This window comes from Streptomyces sp. NBC_00557, assembly GCF_036345995.1.
In the GTDB taxonomy this organism is placed as follows: Bacteria; Actinomycetota; Actinomycetes; order Streptomycetales; family Streptomycetaceae; genus Streptomyces.
Window position 1 is genome coordinate 8,452,524 of sequence record NZ_CP107796.1, and the last position, 22,540, is coordinate 8,475,063.

At 68.1% G+C, this 22,540-nt stretch carries 21 protein-coding genes and 4 pseudogenes; 14 read left to right on the forward strand and 11 right to left on the reverse strand.

Annotation, left to right across the window (positions count from 1 at the left end; all coding sequences use genetic code 11):
• Window positions 1-67: 67 nt before the first annotated feature.
• The gene (locus tag OG956_RS37755) at window positions 68-3,100 is read right to left on the reverse strand and encodes a non-ribosomal peptide synthetase (protein ID WP_330342503.1); all 3,033 of its coding nucleotides are present in this window, start codon (window positions 3,098-3,100) and stop codon (window positions 68-70) included.
• A gap of 481 nt (window positions 3,101-3,581) precedes the next feature.
• Between OG956_RS37755 and OG956_RS37760 the strand changes: the two genes are divergently transcribed.
• Entirely contained in the window at window positions 3,582-3,845 is a 264-nt protein-coding gene (locus OG956_RS37760) for a hypothetical protein (RefSeq protein WP_330342504.1), read from the forward strand.
• 178 nt (window positions 3,846-4,023) lie between these two features.
• On the opposite strand, the gene OG956_RS37765 is transcribed toward OG956_RS37760, so the two are convergent.
• Complete coding sequence (locus OG956_RS37765) at window positions 4,024-4,731, reverse strand: VOC family protein (RefSeq protein ID WP_330342505.1); 708 nt, start codon at window positions 4,729-4,731, stop codon at window positions 4,024-4,026.
• 318 nt (window positions 4,732-5,049) lie between these two features.
• Between OG956_RS37765 and OG956_RS37770 the strand changes: the two genes are divergently transcribed.
• Window positions 5,050-5,508 (forward strand): TIGR03618 family F420-dependent PPOX class oxidoreductase, encoded by a 459-nt coding sequence (locus OG956_RS37770; protein WP_330342506.1) that lies wholly within the window; start codon window positions 5,050-5,052, stop codon window positions 5,506-5,508.
• Window positions 5,509-5,528: 20 nt separating this feature from the next.
• Here OG956_RS37770 and OG956_RS37775 read toward each other — a convergent pair.
• Window positions 5,529-5,696, reverse strand: a pseudogene (locus OG956_RS37775) (IS5 family transposase); the annotation flags it as partial.
• A gap of 424 nt (window positions 5,697-6,120) precedes the next feature.
• Here OG956_RS37775 and OG956_RS37780 point away from each other — a divergent pair.
• The 4 genes from OG956_RS37780 to OG956_RS37795 all read left to right on the forward strand — a co-directional run bounded on the left by OG956_RS37780 (window position 6,121) and on the right by OG956_RS37795 (window position 8,973).
• Window positions 6,121-6,375, forward strand: coding sequence for a DUF6332 family protein (locus tag OG956_RS37780; protein WP_330342285.1), 255 nt, complete (start codon window positions 6,121-6,123; stop codon window positions 6,373-6,375).
• A 43-nt stretch (window positions 6,376-6,418) separates the two neighbouring features.
• Window positions 6,419-7,218 (forward strand): IS5 family transposase gene (locus OG956_RS37785; RefSeq protein ID WP_443065708.1). Its coding sequence is split into 2 segments (ribosomal slippage): window positions 6,419-6,754 and window positions 6,757-7,218, totalling 798 coding nucleotides; the frame shifts between segments, so codons are not numbered across the junction.
• Window positions 7,219-8,050: 832 nt separating this feature from the next.
• Window positions 8,051-8,614, forward strand: coding sequence for a DinB family protein (locus OG956_RS37790; RefSeq protein ID WP_330342507.1), 564 nt, complete (start codon window positions 8,051-8,053; stop codon window positions 8,612-8,614).
• A 140-nt stretch (window positions 8,615-8,754) separates the two neighbouring features.
• Window positions 8,755-8,973: a hypothetical protein gene (locus OG956_RS37795; RefSeq protein WP_330342508.1), complete on the forward strand. Its 219-nt coding sequence runs from the start codon at window positions 8,755-8,757 to the stop codon at window positions 8,971-8,973.
• A gap of 20 nt (window positions 8,974-8,993) precedes the next feature.
• On the opposite strand, the gene OG956_RS37800 is transcribed toward OG956_RS37795, so the two are convergent.
• Window positions 8,994-9,212 (reverse strand): hypothetical protein, encoded by a 219-nt coding sequence (locus tag OG956_RS37800; RefSeq protein WP_330342509.1) that lies wholly within the window; start codon window positions 9,210-9,212, stop codon window positions 8,994-8,996.
• A gap of 125 nt (window positions 9,213-9,337) precedes the next feature.
• Between OG956_RS37800 and OG956_RS37805 the strand changes: the two genes are divergently transcribed.
• The 3 genes from OG956_RS37805 (at window position 9,338) to proS (ending at window position 11,712) form a co-directional block, all read left to right on the forward strand.
• Window positions 9,338-9,685, forward strand: coding sequence for a hypothetical protein (locus OG956_RS37805; protein WP_330342510.1), 348 nt, complete (start codon window positions 9,338-9,340; stop codon window positions 9,683-9,685).
• Between the two features lie 86 nt (window positions 9,686-9,771).
• Window positions 9,772-10,257 carry a diadenosine tetraphosphate hydrolase gene (locus OG956_RS37810; protein WP_330342511.1) on the forward strand — a complete coding sequence of 162 codons (486 nt, stop codon included), beginning with the start codon at window positions 9,772-9,774 and terminating at the stop codon, window positions 10,255-10,257.
• Window positions 10,258-10,299: 42 nt separating this feature from the next.
• Window positions 10,300-11,712, forward strand: a complete 1,413-nt coding sequence (proS, locus tag OG956_RS37815; RefSeq protein ID WP_330342512.1) for a proline--tRNA ligase — start codon at window positions 10,300-10,302, stop codon at window positions 11,710-11,712.
• A 56-nt stretch (window positions 11,713-11,768) separates the two neighbouring features.
• Here the strand turns inward: proS and OG956_RS37820 are convergent, their stop codons facing one another.
• The 3 genes from OG956_RS37820 to OG956_RS37830 form a co-directional block, all read right to left on the reverse strand.
• Window positions 11,769-12,350: a DUF6262 family protein gene (locus OG956_RS37820; RefSeq protein WP_330342513.1), complete on the reverse strand. Its 582-nt coding sequence runs from the start codon at window positions 12,348-12,350 to the stop codon at window positions 11,769-11,771.
• Entirely contained in the window at window positions 12,337-12,552 is a 216-nt protein-coding gene (locus OG956_RS37825; RefSeq protein WP_330342514.1) for a hypothetical protein, read from the reverse strand. Before OG956_RS37825 ends, OG956_RS37820 begins: the two co-directional genes overlap by 14 nt.
• A 648-nt stretch (window positions 12,553-13,200) precedes the next feature.
• Window positions 13,201-14,838, reverse strand: a complete 1,638-nt coding sequence (locus tag OG956_RS37830) for a hypothetical protein (protein WP_330342515.1) — start codon at window positions 14,836-14,838, stop codon at window positions 13,201-13,203.
• 308 nt (window positions 14,839-15,146) lie between these two features.
• Here OG956_RS37830 and OG956_RS37835 point away from each other — a divergent pair.
• A pseudogene (locus OG956_RS37835) lies at window positions 15,147-15,304 on the forward strand (IS256 family transposase); the annotation flags it as partial.
• Between the two features lie 280 nt (window positions 15,305-15,584).
• Complete coding sequence (locus OG956_RS37840; RefSeq protein WP_330342516.1) at window positions 15,585-16,205, forward strand: hypothetical protein; 621 nt, start codon at window positions 15,585-15,587, stop codon at window positions 16,203-16,205.
• A 161-nt stretch (window positions 16,206-16,366) separates the two neighbouring features.
• Here OG956_RS37840 and OG956_RS37845 read toward each other — a convergent pair whose 3' ends face one another.
• On the reverse strand, window positions 16,367-17,059 hold the full coding sequence (locus OG956_RS37845; protein WP_330342517.1) for a hypothetical protein: 693 nt from the start codon (window positions 17,057-17,059) through the stop codon (window positions 16,367-16,369).
• Between the two features lie 893 nt (window positions 17,060-17,952).
• On the opposite strand from OG956_RS37845, the gene OG956_RS37850 reads away from it, so the two are divergent.
• Entirely contained in the window at window positions 17,953-18,393 is a 441-nt protein-coding gene (locus tag OG956_RS37850; protein ID WP_330342518.1) for a peptidoglycan-binding domain-containing protein, read from the forward strand.
• Window positions 18,394-18,532: 139 nt separating this feature from the next.
• On the opposite strand, the pseudogene OG956_RS37855 reads toward OG956_RS37850, so the two are convergent.
• Window positions 18,533-18,760 (reverse strand): annotated as a pseudogene (locus tag OG956_RS37855) (relaxase domain-containing protein); the annotation flags it as partial.
• A 392-nt stretch (window positions 18,761-19,152) separates the two neighbouring features.
• On the reverse strand, window positions 19,153-20,043 hold the full coding sequence (locus OG956_RS37860) for a CPBP family intramembrane glutamic endopeptidase (RefSeq protein ID WP_330342519.1): 891 nt from the start codon (window positions 20,041-20,043) through the stop codon (window positions 19,153-19,155).
• Between the two features lie 415 nt (window positions 20,044-20,458).
• On the opposite strand from OG956_RS37860, the gene OG956_RS37865 reads away from it, so the two are divergent.
• Together OG956_RS37865 and OG956_RS37870 are read left to right on the forward strand one after the other, a co-directional pair.
• Complete coding sequence (locus tag OG956_RS37865; RefSeq protein WP_330342520.1) at window positions 20,459-21,565, forward strand: sensor histidine kinase; 1,107 nt, start codon at window positions 20,459-20,461, stop codon at window positions 21,563-21,565.
• Window positions 21,562-22,242 (forward strand): response regulator transcription factor, encoded by a 681-nt coding sequence (locus OG956_RS37870; RefSeq protein WP_330342521.1) that lies wholly within the window; start codon window positions 21,562-21,564, stop codon window positions 22,240-22,242. Before OG956_RS37865 ends, OG956_RS37870 begins: the two co-directional genes overlap by 4 nt.
• Window positions 22,243-22,410: 168 nt before the next feature.
• On the opposite strand, the pseudogene OG956_RS37875 reads toward OG956_RS37870, so the two are convergent.
• Window positions 22,411-22,515 (reverse strand): annotated as a pseudogene (locus OG956_RS37875) (IS5/IS1182 family transposase); the annotation flags it as partial.
• Window positions 22,516-22,540 lie beyond the last annotated feature (25 nt).

The window sequence follows — 22,540 nt, forward strand, 5'->3', positions numbered from 1 at the left end:
CGGAGAAGTCCCACCAACCTGGCGAACCGAGACAGCCCACTCACACGGTGCCTCAGGGCGTGGTCCCTCAACGCGGGCCGCTGTTCGAAAGTGCGCTCTCACGCAACTCGCCGCCGGTGCCCACTGCCTCGCGTACCCGCGCGGCCACGTGTCCCAGTGTCGGCTTCTCGATGATGTCGTGCAGGTGGGACATGAAGGCCCTTTCGCCCGCCTCGGTCAGCAGTGTCCGGCCGACGCCGGCGAGCATGGACAGCAGCGCCAGGGAGTCCCCGCCCAGCTGGTGGAAGTCGGCCTGCTCGTCCAGCCGCTCTGCCGGGACTGCGAGTACCTCGGCCCACACCTGCGCTACCGACTGGACGACCGGGTCGGCGAGCGCGATCGCGGAGGGTGCCGCGGGAGCCGATCCGGCCAGGGGGTCGGGCAGGGCGCCGGCGTCCACCTTGCCGCTGACCGTGTAGGGCAGTTCGGACACGGTGAGAACGGCGGACGGCACCATGTAGGGCGGCAGCAGAGCGGCCGCGTGGTCCCGTAGTTCCTCCGTGGAGACGACCGTGCGGGTGAGGACGTAGGCGTAGAGCGCCTTGCCCGACCCGCTGGGGGCGGTCCTGGCCACCACCACGGCCCGGTCCACCGCGTGATGGCGCTCCAGGGCGCGTGCCACCTCCGTCGGCTCCACCCGGTGTCCGCGCACCTTGACCTGGTCGTCGTTGCGGCCGAGACAGGTCAGCTCTCCCGAGGGCAGGAGCCTGGCCAGATCCCCGGTCCGGTACACCCTGGTGCCGTCCGCCAGGCGGACGAAACGCTGGGCGTCCAGATCGGGACGGCCCAGGTAGCCACGGGCCAGTTGCACGCCGCCCAGGTACATTTCGCCGACCTCTCCGGGGGCGACGAAGCGGTGCCGGTCGTCCAGCAGGTGCACCGTGGTGTTGTACCCAGGAAGTCCGATCGGCACGGCGGTACCGGCGCTGTCCGTCGCCGCGTCGAAGACATGCGCGGTGCATCCGACGGTCGCCTCGGTCGGTCCGTACTGGTTGATGATGCGGCAGCCGTCGCCGAACAGGCGCTGGGCCTTGGCAGCGACCTCGACGCGCAGTTGCTCGCCCGTGACGATCACCGCGGTGAAGCCCTCGGGGCGGACGTCGAGCTGGGTGATCAGATCGAGGTGGGAAGGGGTGAGATTGAGCATGGTGGCGCCCGACCGCTCCAGCAGGTCGCGCAGGGCGAGATGGGTCATGGGGCCGGGGGCCGGGACGATCGAGCCGCCGGTGAGGGCGGGGCCGAAGACCGACGTCATCGAGACGTCGAAGGACAGCGAGGTCATCAGGGAGAGTCTGGAGTCCGGGCCGATGCCGAAGGTGTCCACGGCCCAGTGCAGGTAGTTGAGCAGGCTGCCGTGTTCGATCTGCACCCCCTTGGGCCGGCCTGTGGAACCGGAGGTGTAGATGACGTAGGCCAGATCGTCCGGGCGCGCCGGTAAGGCGGGGAACTCCGGCTGGTCCTGGACGGGTTGGGTGAGCTCGTCGAGGGGCAGCGGCGTACAGCCGGGAGGGAAGGCGGCCCGCCCGTCCTGCCCTGGCTGGACGAGGCAGTGGCCTACCCCGGCGTCGGCCAGCACGTCGGCGAGCCGGTGGTCCGGGTGCTGCGGGTCCAGGGGCAGGAAGGCCGCCCCGGTCCTGACGACTCCCCAGATTCCGGCGATCGCCTCCGGCGTCCGGTCGCAGAGGACGCCGACCACCGAGCCCCGTCCGGCGCCGAGGCGGCTCAGCGCGTGGGCGACGGCATCGGCTCGCCGGTCGAGTTCGCGGTAGGTGACCTCGCCCTCGGGGCCGCTGAGCGCCGGCGCGTCCGGGGCGCTCCGTGCCTGTGCGCGTATCAGCTCCGTCAGGCCGGTCGGCGCTACGGGGCGGGCGGTGAGGTTGCCCGGCCACGTCCGGTCCCGGGCGGGGGACAGCGCCTCCTCCACCGTGTCGAGCAACTCCTCGGCGCGCTCCGCGACTCCCGGCGCGTCCAGCCAGGTCACCGTCGCCTCGGTGTGGTCGCCGACGTCCATGAGGTCCACGGCCGGCGGGGTGCCGGGGCCGACTCCGCCCAGCGTGTACATCGCGGTCGCCTGGAAGCCGGCCGTGCTGAAGTCGGCCAGGTCGAAGGCGCCGAGGTGGGTGAGGAAGCCCAGGGCGCTGTAGCGGCCGGAACGGGACGCGGCGCGGGACACCGCCCGGGACAGCAGCCGCAGCAGCGGGAGCGGCGTCCGCAGCGTCCACGGCGCGGCGCGCATCGCCATCTCACCGTCCTGGGCGAGAGTGCTCAGTAGGCTGCGGTGCACCTCCTCCCAGCTCTCGCCGCTGTCCACGCTGAGCACCAGGGCCTGCGAGAGCCACGCCGTGGAGCGCAGACCGGGGGAGTGCCGGCGCAGATCCACCGGGACGAAGAAGCTGCCCCGGCCGTCCGGTCCGTACGCGGCGGCGAGCGCTGCGGCGACCTTCGCGGTGGCGGCCGGGTGCCTGCCCGAAACAGTCCTGGTCCGCCACATCGCCCTCCGCGCGCCGGGGGAGACCGGGCCGAGCGGCGAGGGCCAGGTGAGCGCGGCGGCGGCGGGCGGGATCGGAGGGAGTCCCTGCGGGCGTACGTCATGCATCAGTTCGAGACTGTTGAGCGGCGAGGGGGCGCCCTGCGGCTCCTCGCCGCGCAGGGCGCGGAAGACGTCGGCGCCCCACAGCGCCAGTCCCCGCGCGTCCGTCGCCGCGTGCCGTCCCCGCAGCACGAGGCACGTCGGGGCTCCGGGGAAGAGAAGGACCTCGAAGGTGTCCTGGGGGTCACCGGCCCATGAGTGCAGGGCGGGATGGTCCGGGCGCCGCCGGTCCAGCGGACCGCCCTCGATCACATGCACGGACGGCGCGACCCCGGTGTCCACCCAGGCCTTGCCCCGGCGGACGATCCGTGTTCCGGGACAGGCGCGCGATGCGGCGGCCACGGCACGACGGACGTCTCCCGCGTCCAGGGCGCCCGTGCCCTCGATCACGTACTGGACATCGTGCGGGGTGGGCAGGCCCAGATAGAGCCACTCGGCAGGGGTGACGGTGCGCCGGTAGGCGTGGCTCATGGGGGCTTTCCTCATGGTGTCTCCAGGCGAATTCCGCATGCCGGAAGGGCAGGCTTCAGCATCATCCGTGCCGGATCGCTAGGGAAACGTTCAGCTTCCGTGGGCCCCGGTCAAGAAGACGGAGAGATTGGGTCAAGCCCGTGGAATACGTGGACATCTGACTACCCGTCACACACGCCTGTCCATGAAGGCTGCGGGTCCCCTTAGGCGTGACGTCAATAGTGTGGAGGGGGACGGCTGCGAGGTACCGGTGGGCTTGGTAGCCGCACCGCACGCCTGCTTCCTGGTGCTGGAGATGTTCCTGCGGGGGCGGGGCCCGGCACCGTGGGCGGCCCGGGCGACGGCTCCGCTCGCCGCCACCCCGGGGTCTGGCCGGTTACGCCCGTTACGGATCGATCCGAGCCCGGGGGCCGCTATGGGTTTCGTCAACCCGTGGGGGGCGGTTTGGGGGTCGTAGAAGGGGCCGTCGCGGAGCGCTGCTTTGACCCGCATCCACCCGACGGACCGGCGCACCGCCCCGCATGTGAGACCGAGCCACGCACCAGCCCCGGGCCCATCAGCCCTGGACGCCGGCGATGCGGCCGGCGCCTTCGCCCAGCTGCGCCTCGTCGAACTCGCCGCGCCCGCCGAGGCCCGCCGCCCCTCGGTGCGCGCCCTCACCGCCCGGATCGCCGAGCACCGGCCGGGCCTTGCCGCCTACACCCACCGCGCCGGGGCGAAAACACCGCACCAGCAGGAGAGTTGAGCAACCCCGCGGGACCGGGCCGCGCCCGCATGCCGTCCCGCCGCCGGGACATCGAATATGGGTGTGGCTCTCCTCGTGGGACACGTTGAACTGCCGGTTTGGTGATGGGGGATCTGTCCGAATCTCTATTGCGTTCTCCGCCGCAGCAACCGCCGACCACGGCTTGTGGGTTCCGGCTTCACCGATGCAAGCGGAACTTGTTGCCGTCGGGGTCGGCCAGCAGCACCGAGCCGTCCTCGCCGTGGGCGGGGTCGAGACGCTTCGCTCCGAGGGAGAGCAGGCGCTCGACCTCCGCCTGCTGATCGCCGTCCGGTGCGAGGTCGAAGTGCAGGTCCTTGCCGGGGTCCGGCATCAACGGCGGACCGCCCCACGTGATCTTCGTACCGCCGTTCGGCGACTGGATGGCGGTCTCCTCGTCCTGGTCCCAGACCAGCGGCCAGCCCAGCGCCTCGCTCCAGAAGTAGCCCACGGCCTGCGAACCATCGCAGGCGAGCGCTCCGATGAAGCCACAGCCGGCGAGGAAATTGTTGCCCGGCTCGATGACGCAGAACTCGTTGCCCTCGGGGTCGGCGAGCACCACATGGGACGCGTCCGGTCCCTGGCCCACGTCGGTGTGCTGCGCGCCGAGGTCGAGTGCCCTGGCCACGGTCTCCTGCTGGTCCTCCAGGGAGGAGCTGGTCAGGTCGAAGTGCAGCCGGTTCTGGGCGACCTTCTGCGCCTGGGTGGGACGGAAGCCGAGGCGGTAGCCGGCGTCGTTCCCGGACATCAGGGCGACGCCGTCGTAGGAATCGTCGGCTCTCTCCAAGCCCAGGACTCCGGACCAGAAATGCGCTAGGCGCTCCGGCTGGTGTGCGTCGAAGGAGAGTGCGATGAGTCGGCTGGTCATTGCACCACGCTTCCTGTGTCCGTCGAGTGCCAGCTGTCGGCAGAGCGCCATGTCAGCGCCTCGAACGAGGATAGGCACAGCTCTCCTGCGTCGAAGTGTTGAGTTGCCGATTTGTTGATCGGGGCTGTTGTCGGATCGCTGTCCTCTTACGGTGACGTTGGAGGAAGCGGTGTCGAGGGTGTCGTTGATCGAGGAGTCGGAGGCGCGGGAGGCCGCAGCCCGGGCCGAGTGGAGGAACTCGAGGGCGTGTTGTGAAAGCGGAGATGGGGCTCACAGTGTCCACGAAATTCTTGGGCGGCTAGGGATGTTGATCACGTCATGACTCAAGGACCAGCGCCTCGCCCACTGTCCGACGAAGCCCTCTCCAATCTGCTTGGCAAGCAGCAGTTCGGCACGCTCGCCACTGTCAAGCGCAGTGGCCATCCGCACCTGACCACCATGCTGTACAGCTGGGACTCCGAGGCCCGCATCGTGCGGTTCTCAACGACGGTCGACCGCATCAAGGTCGGGCACCTGCGACGCGATCCGCGTGCCTCACTGCATGTGCAGGGCGGCGACGTGTGGTCGTTCGCCGTTGCCGAAGGCGAGGCCGAGGTCTCGGAGACCACGAGGGTTCCTGGCGATGCGGTTGGTCGGGAACTGCTCGGAATGATCCCGCAGGCTGCGAAGCCGGAGAATGAAGTCGCGTTTCTGGAGCAGTTGGTTGCCGAGCGCCGAGTGGTCATTCGGTTGAAGGTGGACCGGCTGTACGGAACAGCACTCGACATCAACGGCTAGGAGAATCGGGTCCGTGCTGGTCATAGCCACTCGTTGATGGCTGCGACCAGCACGGTCGCGTGATGGCGGACGGCGAGTTTGTCGTACCTCGTGGCGACGACACGATAGCGTTTCAGTCGGTTGATCTCGCGTTCAACGGCGTGCCGCTGCTTGTAGTCGGCCTTGTCGAACTTCGGCGGGCGGCCACCCTAGGCCCGGTCGGCACGGACCTTGTCCGGCCGGGAGCGTGGTTGGCCCTAGTCTGTCCCCGTGGATCCCCAAGATGAAGCTGAAGCCCGAAGCGCGGGTAGGCGGGACGAGTATGTAGTGAACGAGCTGCGTGGGGCCATCGCCCACTACCAACCTGTTGGGGACGCCACCCGGATATTCAAGACTCACGCTGTCAGCCTGGCGGACGAACTGGGGATCGAAGTGGCGGAACTGATCGGTTGCCGCTACAGCTGCTGGGTCGAGCCGGACCCGTACGGCGTGACCAGAAGTGACTTCCGATTGATTGCGCCAGGTCGGCCAACCTAAGAGGTCATCTCAATTGGCAAGTGGGCCTCAGCAGGTGAGAGTCAGGTGCTGTTCGGCCCAGGCGCCATGGCTTGACCGTGATGTGAGACTTGCAGCATGGACATGGGGCGTGAGTCACGCTGGGAAAAGGACGCAATGACGGTAGAGATCGTTTTCGCCCTGGTGACTGCCGTCGCGCTGGCTGCGGCGGTCTTCGTCGTCGCTCTGGCTCTCGCACTAGCCTTTGGCATCTCTGGTTCAGCGGAGAAGGGTGTGTTGGTGGGGGGTGCGCTGCTCGGAGCGGCGGCCGGAGTGTGGCGTCTGGTACGAGTGCTGCGTCGGTTCGACGCCCAACGCCGAAGAGGCCACTGACTGCGGGCCTTCTCCTCCAGGTCGGTAGCCTGCCGACGTGGGGATCGTTGAGCGGCTGGTGCCGAATGAGTTGTGGAAGTTGTTCCAGCGGGTGGTTCCGGAGGCGCCGTCGCGGCCGCAGGGTGGCGGCCGGCGCCGCCACGGTGACCGGGAGGTCCTGGCCGCGATCGTGTTCGTGGCCACGTCGGGCTGCACGTGGCAGCAGTTGCCGTCCGCGTCGTTCGGGCCCTCGGGAGCGACGGCTCACCGGCGATTCGCCGAGTGGTCGAAGGCCCGGGTATGGGCGAAGCTGCACCGCCTGGTGCTCGACGAGCTCGGCTCTCGCGGAGAGCTGGACTGGTCGCGCTGCGCGATCGACTCCGTGAACATGCGGGCCCTGAAAAGGGGGAACTGACGGGTCCGAATCCTGTCGACCGCGGCAAGTACGGCTCGAAGATCCACTTGATCACCGAGCGCACCGGACTGCTCCTTTCTGTGGGGATCTCCGGCGCGAACCTGCACGACAGCCAGGCACTCGAACCGCTCGTGCGGGGAATCCCGCCCATCCGCTCCCGTCGCGGACCGCGCCGGCGACGTCCGGCCAAGCTGCACGCCGACAAGGGCTACGACTACAACCACCTGCGCCGATGGTTACGCACACGCGGCATCCGGCACCGCATCGCCCGTAAAGGCATCGAGTCTTCCGAGCGACTCGGCCGTCACCGCTGGACGATCGAACGAACCATGGCCTGGCTCGCCGGATACCGCCGACTGCACCGCCGCTACGAACGCAAAGCCAGCCACTTCCTGGCTTTCACCAGCATCGCCTGCACCCTCATCTGCTACCGCAGACTCACCAATTGAGATGACTTCTAAGCCCCAGGGTTGATGTCCATCCCCCCAAGTGCCTACTGCGGCTGCTACGACGTGGAACGACGGAAAGCACCAGCAGCGTCCGGGAGACTCGCAGGTCAGTGTCTCGCCCAGGTCAGCGCCGAGAAGCATACGCGATCTTCAAACTGGTGCTCCTGGTCCGAGAGTATGGTCGCGCTGGTCAAGGCCGCGTGCGGCGTGCTGACACCAACAAGCACGAACGGCAGCGGTCAAGGCCGGACGTCAGTGGACGACCAGGCCGCTATCCGTGCTCAGCCTGCGGAACACCGGCCGTTGCCACCTGCCGTCGCATCATCCTGGGGCTGGGGCTGGGGCTGGGGCTGGGGCTGGGGCTGGGGCTGCGCTGGCAGGACTCGTGCCGCAACTGCGTGATCGCCGGGTGGGCTCTGTGAGCCCCGGCCGCTACCACCTGCTGCTCACTACCGGCGGCCGGCCGGTGCAGCACGGCTGGTGGAACCGGGAGGAGACCGCGCACGGCAAATTCCGGCGCTGGATCGGGGCGGGTACGGCGGCATGCCCGACGCGTGCGTCATCCTTACCGACGAGGAGACCGTCGGCGTCGTGGCCGCCTGGCCGGATCAGCGGTAGATCCGGCAGCGGCTACTCGTCGACTGGGTCCTTCGGGGCGTGCCGCACGGCCTACTTCACGGTCTGCTCGATCTTGTAGCGGCTGGCCTCGGCGGCTTCGGCGTGCGCGGTGATGGCTGCCTATACGGCCTCGGCACTGGCTACGCCCGACGGTGGGGGCACGGGGCGGGGTTACTGGTGGGGCCTCAGGTGGGCGGTTATGTAGTGTACGGAAATGACAAGAAGCGAGGGGCTCGCAGAGCAGTTGGACTGGCACTGGCGCACGAACCTGCGGCCGCGGCTGGACGGTCTTACCGATGAGGAGTACTTCTGGGAGCCGGTGCGCGGCTGCTGGAGCATCCGCCCACGTGGCACTTCGGCCACACCGATGTCGGCAGGTTCGGGGGAGTGGACGATGGACTTCGCGTCCCCTGACCCGGTGCCGGCGCCGGTGACCACGATTGCCTGGCGGCTGGCGCACATCATCGTCTCGTGCCTGGGCTATCGGGTCGGATGGTACTTCGGCGGCCAGGACGTCGACTCCCAGACATTCGCCTACGCGGGGACCGCTGACGAGGCGCTGAAGCAGCTCGATGAGATGTACGGGAGATGGCACGCGGGGGTCCGCAAACTCTCTGACGCTGACCTGGAGAATCCGCCCACGGTGGGTCCCGAGCGGTTTCCCATGGAGAACAGGGTCCTGCACGTCAACAGGGAGCTGATCCACCACGGCGCCGAGATTTCCCTGCTGCGCGACCTCTACCGCTGGCAGGACGGAGCAGTTCCGCGCCGCATATGACTTTGCGGTAACCGGCAATCGAGCTTCGGAAGCAGGGCGCCCACATCACCCTCACCGACGAGGAGATCGGCGACGTGTTGACGACCTGGCCCAAGGGCCCCTGAGGGTCTGCCATCCTGGCCAGGACCGAGGAGGCGAGCATGGCCCACCGCCCGTATCCGAAGCGCCAGCGTGCGCTGCGGCAGATCGAACGGCATGAATGCGAAGTCGGCCCCGCCGCCCCGCCGCGGCCACTCACGGAGTTCGAGCAGCAGCTCCTCGACGGCACAGCCACCATCGTGAAAGCCGTCGCGCCGGTGACGGCCATCCTGCAGCGGCTCACGCCTCCAGTCGACGAGTACCGCACGTCGACTCGCTGACCTACTCGGCCGGGTGCTCCTCAGCGGGCCGGCCCGCGCTTCACGGCCTGCTCCACCTCGTAGCGGCTGGCCTCGGTGGCTTCGGCGTGCGCGGTGATGGCCGCCTGTATGGCCTGGGACGCCTCGCGCCACCGGCGCCACTGGGCGTCGTACTCGTCACCGGCCAGACCTGCGAGCTTGGCGCGTTCCTCCTCGGCGGATCGTTCCAGCTGGAGCAACTCATCGGGTGCCTCTGCCACAGGCATGGATCCTAAGTGGCGAGTGTGACGGGCCGACGATCGCACTTACCACCCGATCGGGTAAGCCGTCCCCGGCTGCCGGGCGGGTCGCCGGTGGGAGCCAGTACGAAGATCACGAACTGCCCGTGATCTTCGAGAGGCCCCCTTGTCTCGTGCGTCTCGCCCGTACCGCTGCCGCAGCTGTCACTGCCTTCGCCGCGCTTCTCATCCCGACGACCGCGCACGCCGCCCCTGTTGCCGCGCCCGGTGACACCGTCACCGCCCCCGTGCGCGATCTCCTGGCGCAGTTCACGGTGCGCGCCGAGGACCGCACCGGCTCTGAGCGCTCGAAGTTCAAGCACTGGATCGATGCGGACAAGGACGGCTGCAACACCCGGGTTATCTGCACTCCCGGGTTGGATCAGTACACAACGCCGTTGGTGCACAACGATCTTAACCTGCCAACGCATCTGAGGGACGTGAGGCACAAGTAGCCCGCCACGCCCACCTTGCATCGTCGGCAACAGGGTGGTCCGAGAACGCGCCAGCCGATGATCAGCGGTCGGTAGGCTGGTCGATCTTGACTAATGACTGGCGGAGGAACCGGATCGGTAGCACACTCCGGGGCGAGAATCCCACGGTGCTCCGAAGGGTGAAGGCCGGGTTTGCGGTGATCGGGGACGTCCAGTTCCTCCCGGGATATTCGGTCCTCCTCGTGGATGATCCTTCGGTGCAGCGGCTGTCGGAACTTCCGAAGAGTAAGCGGCTTGCGTTCCTGTCCGGCATGGACAAGCTGGGCGAGGCCGTCGAACGCGTCTGTGAGCGGTTGGATCCGGCTTTCCTGCGAGTCAATCTGGAGATCCTCGGGAATGCCGATCCGTTCCTGCATGCGCATGTGTGGCCGCGGTTCGGCTGGGAGCCAGCCGATCTCGTGGGCGGACCGGTGTGGCTGTATCCGCGTGAGCTATGGAGCGAACATCATGCCCTCGGCCCGCAGCACGACGTACTGCGCGAGGCCATCGGTGACGAAACTGGACCGGCTGGCGTCCTGACGTGTGGGAAGTAATCGGTTGGCGCCTTGGTGGAGCCGCGTCCTACTGTGCGCGTCATGGCAAAAGCACCCGTTCTCACACCCCAGGCGGACGACTTCCCCCGCTGGTACCAGGACCTGGTCAGCAAGGCCGAACTGGCCGACAACGGGCCGGTGCGCGGCACCATGGTCATCCGACCGTACGGATACGGCCTGTGGGAGCGGATGCAGCAGGAGGTGGACGCCCGGATCAAGGCGGCCGGCGCGCAGAACGCGTACTTTCCGCTCTTCATCCCGCAGTCGTACCTGACGAAGGAGGCCGAGCACGTCGAGGGCTTCGCGCCCGAACTGGCCGTAGTCACTCATGGCGGCGGCAAGGAGCTGGAAGAGCCCGTCGTCGTCCGCCCCACGTCTGAGACGATCGTCAACGACTACTTCTCCAAGTGGGTGCAGAGCTACCGCGACCTTCCGCTGTTGATCAACCAGTGGGCGAACGTGGTCCGCTGGGAGCTGAGGCCGCGCGTGTTCCTTCGTACGACGGAATTCCTGTGGCAGGAAGGCCACACGGCACACGCCACCTACGAGGACGCCCGGGACTACGCCGCACACATCCACCAGGAGGTGTACGCCGACTTCTTGGAAAACGTCCTCGCCATGGATGTCGTACCGGGTCGCAAGACGGTCAGGGAGCGGTTCGCCGGCGCGATCAACACGCTCACCCTGGAAGGCATGATGGGCGACGGCAAGGCCCTCCAGCTGACCACAAGCCACGAACTGGGCCAGAACTTCTCCAAGGCGTTCCAGACGCGCTACCTGTCGAAGGACGGCCGAGAGGAATACGTCTGGCAGACGTCGTGGGGTTCCACGACCCGGATGGTCGGCGCACTGGTGATGATGCACGGCGACGATGACGGCCTTCGCATCCCGCCGCGTCTGGCCCCCGTTCAGGTGGTCATCGTGGCCGTCAAGGGCGACGACGCGGTCCTGGACACGGTCCGCGGGATCCGTGACCGGCTGAAGACGGCTGGTATCCGCGTACACGTCGACGACCGCACCGACACGCCGTTCGGCCGCCGCGCGGTCGACTGGGAGCTCAAGGGGGTGCCGGTACGCATCGAGGTCGGGCCACGTGACGTGGAGAACGGGACTGCCGTGCTGGTCCGCCGCGTAGCGGGAAGCAAGGAGCCGACGCCGATCGGGGCACTGTCCGAGATCCTGCCCACGGTACTGGAGGACGACCAGGCGCTTCTGCTGGCCCAGTCCCGTAAGCGTCGCAACGACCGCACCGTCGAGGTGACCACGGTCGAGGAGGCTGCGGAGGCGGCGAGCACCGGCTGGGCGCGCATTGCCTGGGAAACGCTGGGCGTGGAGGGTGAGGCCAAGCTCGCCGAACAGGGTGTCACCGTGCGGTGCTTGGTCGCCGCAGACGGTTCCGTTCCCGAGAGCGACGACCAGCCTGGCAACATCGCCGTCGTGGCACGCGCCTACTGACCCTAGTGAGACCGACGCTGCTGCTCCGCCTGGTTACCGTGGGCGGACCGGCGGCCTCACGGCACGGCCCGCATCGCCTTGCGCAGCGCAAGGCGCAGCGATCCGGTGGTCTCTTCCGCTTCTTCCCGTTGTCCGGCGAGTCTTTCAGCACGGGCGTCGGCCTCGGCGAAATTTCTGGTCAGAGCCTGATTCTGGCGTTCCAGGTCCTGGATCCGGCGGACGAGGTCGGTGTGGGCCGCGTTGTCGATTTCCGCACCCAGGGCGAGCTGGACGCGACGCTTCAAGGCGTCGCGCTCGCGTTTGAGTTCCTGGATCTCTTCGCAGGCGAGTGCGAGGTCGGCGTGCAGACCGGCGGGCGTGGCCCGCTCGGGTCGGGGCACTGCGGCTGCTTCCCTGCCGTGTTGGGCCTGGTCGCTCATGGCATTGCGGATCGCAGCGTTGATGGCGGGTGTGTTGTAGATGAACCAGATCGACACGTCTGCTTCGCGTGCCACCCGGGCGAAGGAGATGCGTTGTCCGGCGTTGAGCAGGTCACGGATGGCGCCTTGCGTGCGGATGGTCTTGGTTTCGCTGTCCGCCTGGCGGGCCTGGCGTAGGCGGGCTACGCGGGCATCGAGGGACGATTCAGTGCTGGTCACGTGCGCTCCGGATGGTCAGTCCGTCCACGGGGATAATGGCGGCGGCCGAGCGTGCCTGGCGCAGTTCTCGCGCCGCGTCTTCAACAGCCGTACGCTCCGGCTCGGGCAGGGCATCCAGGGTGCGCCGCATCTGGTTCAGTGCCTTGTTGTAGCCGGTGATCTGATCGTCGAAGTTGCGGATGACCCAGTCGGCGGCGCCCATGACCAGGGCTGCTTCCTTGTCGGCCCGCAGCTCGGCGACCTGATGCTGCAGGGCCGGGAGGTAGGAGGGGTCGGGGCGGTAGAAGCCGCAGCCTGCGCACTGGAAGCGGATACGGCAGTGCTGCCCGGTGGCCTTGACGTTGCTGGGTTCGCTGCACCCGCCGTAAGGGACGGCGACGGTCTGGCCTTCGTAGGCCAGGGCGTCGCTGCAGCGGCGGGGGGTTGCCGTGCCGGTCGACGGTCAGCTGGGCGACCGTCTCGACGGCTTTGCGTTTCCGCTCCAGGGAGACCTTGAAGTAGCCCATGGTGGTGTCGATTTCGCGATGGTCCATCAACTCGCGCAAGTGGTCGACCGGGGCGCCGGCGCCGGCGTGCCGTTGGGCGTAGGCGTGCCGCAGCCCGTACATGGTGATCTCCGTCCGGTCGCACGGTACGGGATTGCCCTGGTCGTCGAGCCCTTCGCCGAGCAGAACGCAGGGCGAGGCCCGACGGCGGCTGCCCACCGCGCACCTGCTGCATCGCGTTGCCGTCACCGCTGTACGGAGCTGACCGGGGAAGGTCGTCTGTGCTCGGCCGCCGGTTACCAGCGCGCGAAGTCAGGGCCTTACAGACGGTCTCCTTTGGTGAGTTTGCGGTAAATGCCGTCGACTCACGTACGCTGGCTTCTCTTTTGGTGCGCGTGGGTAGGGGCCATCTCATGGACTCGTTGCACATGCCCGCTCCAGGCAACCTTGACTTTCTCCTTGGACTGCATGATCCACCGAACGGACTCATCCCACTGCGAAGAGTCGGACACGTCTCGCCTTGAGTTCGATTTGCACATCGCTATGTGAGTGATCAGGAGACGGAGCACTTGTTCACTACAGAAGTAGGATGTATGCACCAAGAGGCTCCCTTGCAAACCTCGCTCGGCGTTCATTTCCCCACCTGACAACTCCCCCTCGAGCGCCGCAGATACTAGTAGTTCACGAGCCAGTGGGGCGGCAGATCGCAAGGCGATTGAGACTTCTTCGCGGAGTTGATTTCCAGTTTCTACTGGAAGCCCCTCTGGCATTCCATCGATTGGCAGCGGGTGCGGAGAGCAGTAGGCAAGGATTGCTTTCGGGATATCGCTTCCCTGAATAATCCCTGTGAGCACCTCAAAGCCCTTGGAGATCACAAACGGCAACAGGATGTGATTCTTAATCCAAGTCACAGGTAAATTTCTGACAGAAGCAACTGTGCGACTGCCAGTCAACGCTGCAATCTCCCAATGCTGGTTGGTGATGCGGATCTTTTTTACTTTCGCCCGTATTTTCGGTGAGGTCCACCACTTCTCAATAGCCGATTGGACGGTGTGCCTAGTAAGAACTTGGCCACCCGCCAGTGCTTCGTAGTGGTCTGCCGAACAGGAGGACAGTCGCTTCAGTAGATTTATCGCTTCATCGTCTGGCGCCCACATTCCTAGCCAGCGGCCATGGAACCTATCCATCGCCCTTCTTGCGGCCAAGATGCGTTCCTTATACCCGTTAATGAGACGCCTTTTTTCATGGATGGCACCCAAAAAGAAGGCCAATAAAAACGTGAACACCCCGTAGCAGGATTCCAGGAGTGCCATGCCAGTCTTTGCGCGAAGAAGGTGGTAGATGCTAAGGGCGAAAATCCCGGGTGTGGCCACGATGAAAGCAAATGCAGCCATGAGGAACCCGTCACCCTCCTGCGAAACTGAGAGGGAGAAACGGGGGTGGGATACTTCCTTGGGTAGAAATTGCAAGAAGGGGGTACCCAAGGTGGTCCAACTCCGCAGCCCAGGCAGTTCAAGTTCATCCTGCAGCTGACTTGCGTCCGCAGGGGATTGTCTTTGGTTGGTGGGATCTATTTTCCCTAGTACCGAGTCGCGGTTGCTGACATCTTCACGTCGTGCTAATTCGCTTGCTATCAGCGCTTCCCAGATTACCGACCCCCCATGGCTGTGACCCACGAGGTGATAGCTGCGTCCCTGCCGTTCAAGGGCGATCAGTTCTGCCAGCAACTCACTACCCGCCTTGAGGCGTTCAGTTTGTGTGTTTGCGCCACTCCACTGAAACAGGCGGGTATCGCCATTGGGCAAAGTCGTGCCGTTCGGCAAATTATGCTCAAGCCATTGCCAGACAACGCTGCCCCGCTGCCACCAGCGAGCGCCGCTCTCTGCTTTATCCTCATCGCCCGCGAAGGTTCCGTGGACCAATATGACTAAGTCTGTCTGCTCGCCTTGGCGAAGACGTCCCTTAGATGTCATGCCGTCATCATGCATCAGTGCTTCCATCATGGGAACGGGTTTCGCGCGCCCTCTGCTGAGCCAGTCCCTTGGATCCAGACCCAGTTGGGGCGCCGCACTCCGCTGGGAGGAAACACCCCAATCTTGCCGTACGGCCACCCTAGGATCCTCTGGCTATGAACGCGCCGCCGAAGCGGTCCGGAGATGAGGCGCCGATGAACGTCGTCTCCGACTAGCGCCGAACAGGGGAGGCCTCCTGCAACATCCGAGCTCCTGAGCGTCGGTTCATCCCGCGCCATCCGCACGCACTTGCGCCGCCGCGGCATCCCGGTTTGTCATCCCGCAGTCGGCCGACTAGATCGCCACCCGCCGCCTTGGCCATGGTCTTCAAGCTCGTGGAGTCCGCCCAGCAGCGGTGGCGAGCCACGAACGCCCCGCACCTCGTCGCCCTTGTCCGGCCGGAGCTCGCTTCGAACGCGGCGAGCTCGTCGAACGCCCCGAGGCTCAGGCGGCCTGAACTACCTCAACTGATCCACAGGTCTTGACCATTACTCCTAACGGCGTCCCGCTCGCGCCAAGGGCAGATCGCTCACTGCGGCGAGCGTCGGCTGTAAGAGTCGGCCGGACTCACTGTGCTTCGCTCGATGCGCTGGCCGGCGCCGGTCATGCCCGTTGCCGCACGATCACGGGTCGGGCACTGTCAGTGCGCTTTGCCATCATGTGCGTACGGGCTCCGGCCAGGAGCATGGCCAGGCAGGTGCCGCTTCGACGACGTGGGATACGGGGTAGGTCGGCGCGTGGGAATGTCCAGCTGGTGGGCTGTTGGAGCACTGAGCGACGAGGATGCGGCCGAGATCGCCTCGGTCGCGCTGCCGGTGATCAGGGAGATAGGGGAACGCAGATCGGCACGGACCGCTTGGTCGCGCTGGGAGAGAGACGCGGCCCGCGGTGGCGGTGCGGTGCCGGTCTGGCGGCCCGACGGCTACAACACCGACGCGGCACTGCATCTGTACGACTTGATCAACGCGTCGCCCTTCGACGCCTTGGACGATTCCTGTGAACTCCATGTCATGGACTTGTGGGACCGATTCGACGCGGCTGTCGAGCCGTACATCACCGCCGTGCGCAAGGACAATCCGGTGGCAGCCCTGTTCCACGGCCTGGGCCCTCAGCGAGCCCGAGTGCTGCCGGGCTGGGCGGGCGACGCGGTGCTGACCGCAGCCGAGGTCCGCTGCCGTCTGGAGGCCGTCGAGTCTGTGCTCGCCCTGCCCGGAGCGGAGCGGAAGCAGGTGCTGGCCCGTATCGACGACTGGCCGGGGGACAAGGATCCCGCCGATGTGCTGGACCGACCGCTGCAGGTGTGGCGCCAGGCCGCTACAGCGGGCCTGGGACTGCTGTCCTCCCGGATCTGGTTCTGAGGGTGTCCTCGTGCCCGCGATCGGGCAGTCGACAGTCGGGCGCGAGGTGTAGCCCTGCTTTGGGTTCGCTGCTAACGGCTGACAGTGATTGGGCAGCTGTCTACCAGGCCACATCAGGCGATGCGTAGGTTGCTGCGCGGCAGGACACGTTGGCGGAGGCCTCACGGATCCGGGCGGCAGGCTGGCACGCCCAGCCACTGCGTCAACTGCAGCCCCTCCTTGTGGTATGGCGGATCGTCTTCGCACGCGATGGTGTGGAGCTGATAGTTCAAGTCGCGGCGTGCGGCGTTCGACAACGTCCAGCCCAGCGGTGCCTGGACGCCTGGGTGCACGCTTGGCTGTACTACAAAGAACCGAAAGCGCCCGTCGGCGGGACAGCCGACAGGGGTCTTGATGGCGGCGCGAGCCCGTTGAAGCGCAACCGGCGCCAGCTGGTCGTGGACCGCCCCGGCCGTGGTGAGCGGCGCCAGGACCTCCCACGGGCGTGGGCCCAGCGTCGTCGGGGTCGTCCCCTGATAGCCGTTCGCCACGTGCACGTAGATCGGGACGACGCAAGTGTCGGGGTGTGCGGTGTTGTAGGCGCGGACGGCCGGTTCCAGTGCTTTCGTATAGAGGTCGACGAGAGACTGCGCCCCGTTGTTGTCGGAGTAGCCGCCGTCCACGATGTGTACTGGGGTCGTGGCGTCACACCCGGGCACGGCGCCTGAGGGCGAAACATAGATGAACCGGGCCGACAACAGCGCGGCGGTCTGCCTCGCCCCAACCGGCAAGGGCCGGCGCAGGTGGACCATGCGCTGGAAGGCGCCGCTGAACGCCTTCCAGATCGCCTTCGACGGCCGACTGAACCCAAGCAACCACTGGCCACCTCAACAACCAAGATCAGCCGTTAAGTTGACACTCCCCACCCCGACGAGCGGAGGGTCTACGCGGTGTACCGGATCTTCGGCATCGACCTCGAGCACCAGCGCGCCTGGGTCGCACACGTCGGCGAGATGGTCCCAGGCGCCTTGGCCCCCGGCTATACACCCCGCACACCGCGAGGGCAGCGCTCACGCCCGGACAAGCCCCACCTGTACCGCTTCTGGACCGACCTGTCGCGGCTGCATTCCGCAGTGATCCAGCATTCCACCGGCGCCGGTACCTGCGTTCACCAGCTCCTCCGCAACGGACGCCTGACGGGTTCTGCGCAGCCTGCCCGGTAACCGAAGGGCACAGCATGAGGCCTGGGGGGTGTTTCCCTCGTCCTTCGCGCCCCTCACAGGGCGGAGGCTGCGCCCCTCCCACACGGCCGGCAGGCCCGCCCCGCACCTGCGGTGGCGGGCCCGTGTCCGCGCCGTTGCCCTGCGACGCCGCGTGCTGTTGCGCGCCTTGGCACCGCGCGCTCTACGGTCCTGGCCATGCCGGCCGGGGCCCCGTCAGGTCCGCAGCCACGCCACGGGAAGGAATCCTCCGCCGAAGCGCTGCACCGGTCCGGCCGCGGGGTCCAGCGGACCTTCACGACGTCCCATCCCCATCCCCCCGCACACAAGCAGCACGATCGGCGAAGGAACCACCCTCGCACCACGTTGCGCGCGCTGCAACCTATCTGAACAGCGTCTTTGAGTCCTGTGTCCTCGACACGGAGCGATCCGGCTCTTTGTTTCATACGGCGGCCGGGGCCTGCGCAACAACCAGCTGCCCCAGAAGGCTTATCCCCGCGGCCAACCGCATCAGGCGCCGCACCACGAACCGGAAAGAGAGAAAACGCATGCGACCGAACGTTGTGACGAGGACCCTCGTCAGTGCCGCCGCCATCGCCGGTATCGCCGCCGGGAGCCTGGCGGGTGCGAGCGCCAGCTTCGCAGCGGCCCCGCCGGCGGCCAAGCCCGCGACCAGCACCGTCGTTCCCTTCGCCGTCAACAACCTGGGCCTGACCACGGCCGAGGCCAAAAACTGGCAGAGGGAGCTGAACGGCTGGGGGTACTCGCTCACGATCGACGGGCAGTTGGGCACCGCGAGCTGGAAGGCGGCGCAGGAGGTGTTCAAGAGCAAGGGCTGGTACTCCGGCCCCATCGACGGCATCGTCGGTAGCGGGACGATCAAGGGACTGCAGCGCTATCTGAACTACTACGGCGGCTACAACCTCAAGGTCGACGGGATCGCCGGCACGCAGACCAAGGCCGCGTTCGCGGACTACAACAACTACTAGGACACCCGACAGCCGGGGGTGACCACACCGCCGGCCGCCTGACATGAACTACTGCGAGTCCGCCTCCTGCCGAACGCGGGGGCGGGCTCGTGGCTATGCGGGCGGCGCCGGCGGTTCAGGTCAGGCGAGCCCACACCACCGCAGGGATAGCGCCGTCGTCCAGGAGCTCACGCTCGATGCGGTCGGAGTCCGGGTGCCGGCCCATCCCGAACAGCAGCTCCGCCTGCCGCTGCGTGACCACCAACCCCGCGGCGAGCCCGAGCGCGGCCAGGCCGCGCCCCCTCCACACGCCCGGCGGCAGGCCGGCTTCCTCCTGGTCGGGCAGTCGCCGCCAAGCCGTCAACGTTCGTGCTGCCTTGAGGTCCAGCAGCAGCAAGGAGCGGCCGGGAGTCAGAGACGGCCGAAGGCCGCCATGCAGTGGCGGCACGGGTCCTGCCGTCGACGCCCCAGGCCGGGGCTGGTCCGGCCGCATGCCGAACCAGGGGTACGGCCCAGCGGATGGATTGCGGTCCCGGTCGCCGCCGCCCCGGATTCAGCAGGGCGCCGACGTCATGGCGCGCGGCCGAGGACAGCGGCGCGGTGCGCGCGACGAGCCGAAGGCGTCCGGCCTGGCCGTAGCGGCCGATCGGCAGGGTTGCCGGGGCACGTAGGGCACCGGTGAGCCGCCGACCGGGCTGTCCGCGCTCTCACGAGCGCGTACCGTGATCCAGCGACGCCCCGACCCGACGGGAAAGGGCGTCCACGGACGGGCCGGCGCCGTCAGCCGGTGGCCTCGCCGGAACGTGCCGGCGTCGGCTCCGAAACCCGCCGGTCGCGGCTCAGTCTCCCGCCGCCGATGATCCAGGCGCAGATCGCGGCCAGCGGCGCGAGGGCCATCAACAGCGGTGCGACGGGGCCGGGGCCGGTCTTGTCGAGCGCGGAGCCGAGGATCAGAAAGAGCACCATATTGTTCCCCGCGTGCGCCAGACTCGGCACCCACACGCTGCCGCTGCGCTGGTACAGCCACAGCAGGATGATCTCCTGCAGCTGGAAGGAGAGGGCCCACACCAGCAACCCGACTACGACGTTCGAAAAGTCGACGTAGCCGATGAAGGCCAGCGGGAAGTGCCACACCGCCCAGATCAGGCCGGTGACGACGGCCGAGGGTGCGGTGCGGCCGGCGAACAGGCGCGGCCGCAGGTAGCCGGTCCAGCCGAACTCCTCGCCCGCGTACAGCGGGGTGAGGACCGCGGCGACGAGCATGAGCGCGAGCACGGCCCCGACTTCCTTCGGCCCCGGAATTCCACCGGGCCCGGAGTAGTCCGGGTGCCACAGGCCCACGGCGGCCGACATGGCGAGCGTGGCACCGGCGACGAGCGGTGGCCCGACCCAGGCGACGGCGTAGAAGCGCCATGCCTGCCTGAAGCGTGGTCGCAGTCCGGCGTCGGTGAACCCCTCCCGGGTCACCCACCGGCGCACGGCGATCGCCGCGATCCCGGGCATGCAGAAGCCGGGCAGTTGCAGGAGCGGGTTGAGCGGCTCCAGGCCGAGGCCCGCCCGCGCGACCAGCAGCCACAGCCAGGTGCCGCCGAAGGAGAGGGCGAGGAACGCCGTTACGCCCTTGCGGGGCACGTCCCGGGCAGCGGCGGGTTGATGGGTCGCCGGATTCACGGCAGAGGAGTGCACGAGCGAAGTGCCTTTCATGGATACGGACCGGCGGTCCCGCGCGCACCGCAGCACGCTTCTCCCCGGGTGGGTCCCTCGGATCCACCCGGCCGGTCGATTGGGTCCCGACTGTCACATCCACGACCCGGCGGGCACCTCCCCGGCGGGAGCGAACGTGAAATCCCCCCGCTGCGCGATGGGTTCTGGCCCCTTTGGGGGAGGCTGCCGGGCGTGGCGCCCCGCTAGCGTGGGGGCCGTGAGCAGATCGATTCGCCCGCTCTTCGGCGGGGCCGCGGTCCGAGCCTGGACGCATTGCGCCGTGGGTGCCCTGCTGAGCCTTCCTCCCCTTACGGCGGCGGCGCTGTGTGCGCCGCCCGCCTGGCCGGCCGCCTTGCGCATGCTGGGCTTTGCCGTCGCGTTCGTGGCTGTGGCGCTGGCCCTCGGCACCCCGGCGCTCGCCCGGCGCGGAAGTGTGCGCCTGGCCAACGGTCTGCTGGGCGCCGGCCTGCCGGCGCCCTTGCGTGAGCCGCCGTCGCGCCTCGACCGGCTACGCACCGCCGCCTGGCTGGTGCCGCACATGGTGCTGGGCGGCGTGGTGACGGCGGTGTCCTTCTGCGCGATGCTGGCCGCCGTGGCGTTCCCGTCGGTCTGGCTGGGCGGCGAGCGGCACATGGCTTTGTTCGGGCTCTCCCTGCACGTGTCAGCGGGCTGGCGCGGGGCTTGGTCGCTCGGGCTCACCGCGGTGTGCCTGGCGGTGGCACCCGGCGCGGCGCTCGGCGGGGCGGCGGCCCTGCGGCCGGTGGCGTCCGTGCTGCTCGGGCACGGGCGGCGCGAGCGGATGGCCGCGGCAGAGGAGCGGATGGACCTGCTGGCCCGGCGCAACCTGCTGGCGCAGGAACTGCATGACTCGATCGGCCACACCCTCACGACGTCGACGATCCAGGCGGCCGTGGCGGTGGAGCTGATGGACCGTGATCCGGCGGGCGCCCGCCGGGCGCTGACCAGCATCGAGGAGACCTCGCGGGCGGCCATGGACGATCTCGACCTCGTGCTGGGGATGCTGCGCGACGAGGAACCGTCCCGTGCGCCCCGGCCCACGCTCGCCGACCTCGGCCCGCTCGTCGAGGGCCTGCGCGACACGGGCACGGAGTTGGTGCTGGAGGTGGAGGGCGACCTCGGTCAGGTGCCGGCCACGGTGTCGCGGGAGGCCTACCGGATCGTCCAGGAGGGCCTAACCAACGCCCTGAAGCACGGCGCCACTCGGATCCGGCTGCGCACCGCCGTGCGCGGCGGCTGGTGGGAGCTGGAACTGACCAATCCGCTGGGCGCGCAGCCGACCGAGCGGCAGCGGTCGGGCGGCCAGGGGCTGCGCGGCATCCAGGACCGCGTCCGGCTGCTGCGGGGGGAAATGCGGGCGCAGGCCGAAGCCGCGCACGGACAGACGGGGGACGCAGGGGCCCCGAACGGGACCGCCGCGATGGCCGTCTGGCGGCTCACCGTCCGGTTGCCGCTGGGGGCGCAGTCGTGACTGGCGCCGACCCCACCCAGGCCGAGACAGACCCGCCGGTGAGGGTGCTCGTCGTGGACGACGACGAGCTGACCCGCACCGGGCTGCGGACGCTGCTGTCGGCCGGCCCTGACCTGGACGTGGTCGGCGAGGTCACCGACGGGGCCGACGTGCCCGACGCGGTGGACCGGTTACGACCGGACGTGGTGCTGATGGACGTCAGGATGCCCCGGGTGGACGGCATCGAGGCCACCCGTCGGCTGCGCGCGTTGCCCGATCCGCCCAAAGTCCTGGTGATCACCACGTTCGAGAACGACTCCTACGTCTGGGACGCGCTGCGGGCAGGCGCAGGCGGCTTCATCCGCAAGCGCGCTCCGGCCCGGCAGATCGCGCACGCCATCCGCCTGCTGGCCTTCGGCGATTCCCTGCTGTTCCCCGACGCGGTGCGCCGCATGGCCGTCGACCGTCCGGTACGGCAGGACTCCTCGGTCACGGCCGCGCTCACCGCCCGCGAGACCGAGACGCTGCGGCTGATGGCGCGCGGTCTGTCCAACCAGGAGATCGCCGCGCGCCTGTTCGTCAGTCCCGAGACTGTGAAGACCCATGTCGGCAACGTGCTCGCCAAGTTGGGTGCGGGCAACCGCACCCAGGCGGTCGTGATGGCCTTCGAGACGGGCGTGGCCGACCCCGGGACGTGACCGTTCACTGCCCGGTGCGTAGCCGGCTCCTCCGCAAGGACGCCGGCCACAGGACGAGAGGGACCGGTGGTCGTTTCCTGGCTACTGAGGATGGGCAACCGTTCACCTCCGCCTGGAACGTGCCGTAGATGGCAGCCCGCCGCATCACGCCTGCCGTGAGAGGCGCCGTCAGCAGATGAGAGCCGCAGCGATGCCGGCGAAGGCGAGGAAGTGTTCTGCCTCGCGTTCGTAACGGCGGTGCAGACGGCGGCACCCGACCAGCCAGCTGGCCGACCAGGACAGCCGTGGCGTCGTGGCC

Coding starts and splice junctions, on each gene's coding strand:
- OG956_RS37755 (WP_330342503.1), bottom strand. CDS start 3,100: ATGAGCCACGCCTACCGGCGCACCGTCACCCCTGCCGAGTGGCTCTAT.
- OG956_RS37765 (WP_330342505.1), bottom strand. CDS start 4,731: ATGACCAGCCGACTCATCGCACTCTCCTTCGACGCACACCAGCCGGAG.
- OG956_RS37770 (WP_330342506.1), top strand. CDS start 5,050: ATGACTCAAGGACCAGCGCCTCGCCCACTGTCCGACGAAGCCCTCTCC.
- OG956_RS37780 (WP_330342285.1), top strand. CDS start 6,121: ATGGACATGGGGCGTGAGTCACGCTGGGAAAAGGACGCAATGACGGTA.
- OG956_RS37790 (WP_330342507.1), top strand. CDS start 8,051: ATGACAAGAAGCGAGGGGCTCGCAGAGCAGTTGGACTGGCACTGGCGC.
- OG956_RS37795 (WP_330342508.1), top strand. CDS start 8,755: ATGGCCCACCGCCCGTATCCGAAGCGCCAGCGTGCGCTGCGGCAGATC.
- proS (WP_330342512.1), top strand. CDS start 10,300: ATGGCAAAAGCACCCGTTCTCACACCCCAGGCGGACGACTTCCCCCGC.
- OG956_RS37825 (WP_330342514.1), bottom strand. CDS start 12,552: ATGGGCGCCGCCGACTGGGTCATCCGCAACTTCGACGATCAGATCACC.
- OG956_RS37830 (WP_330342515.1), bottom strand. CDS start 14,838: ATGATGGAAGCACTGATGCATGATGACGGCATGACATCTAAGGGACGT.
- OG956_RS37850 (WP_330342518.1), top strand. CDS start 17,953: ATGCGACCGAACGTTGTGACGAGGACCCTCGTCAGTGCCGCCGCCATC.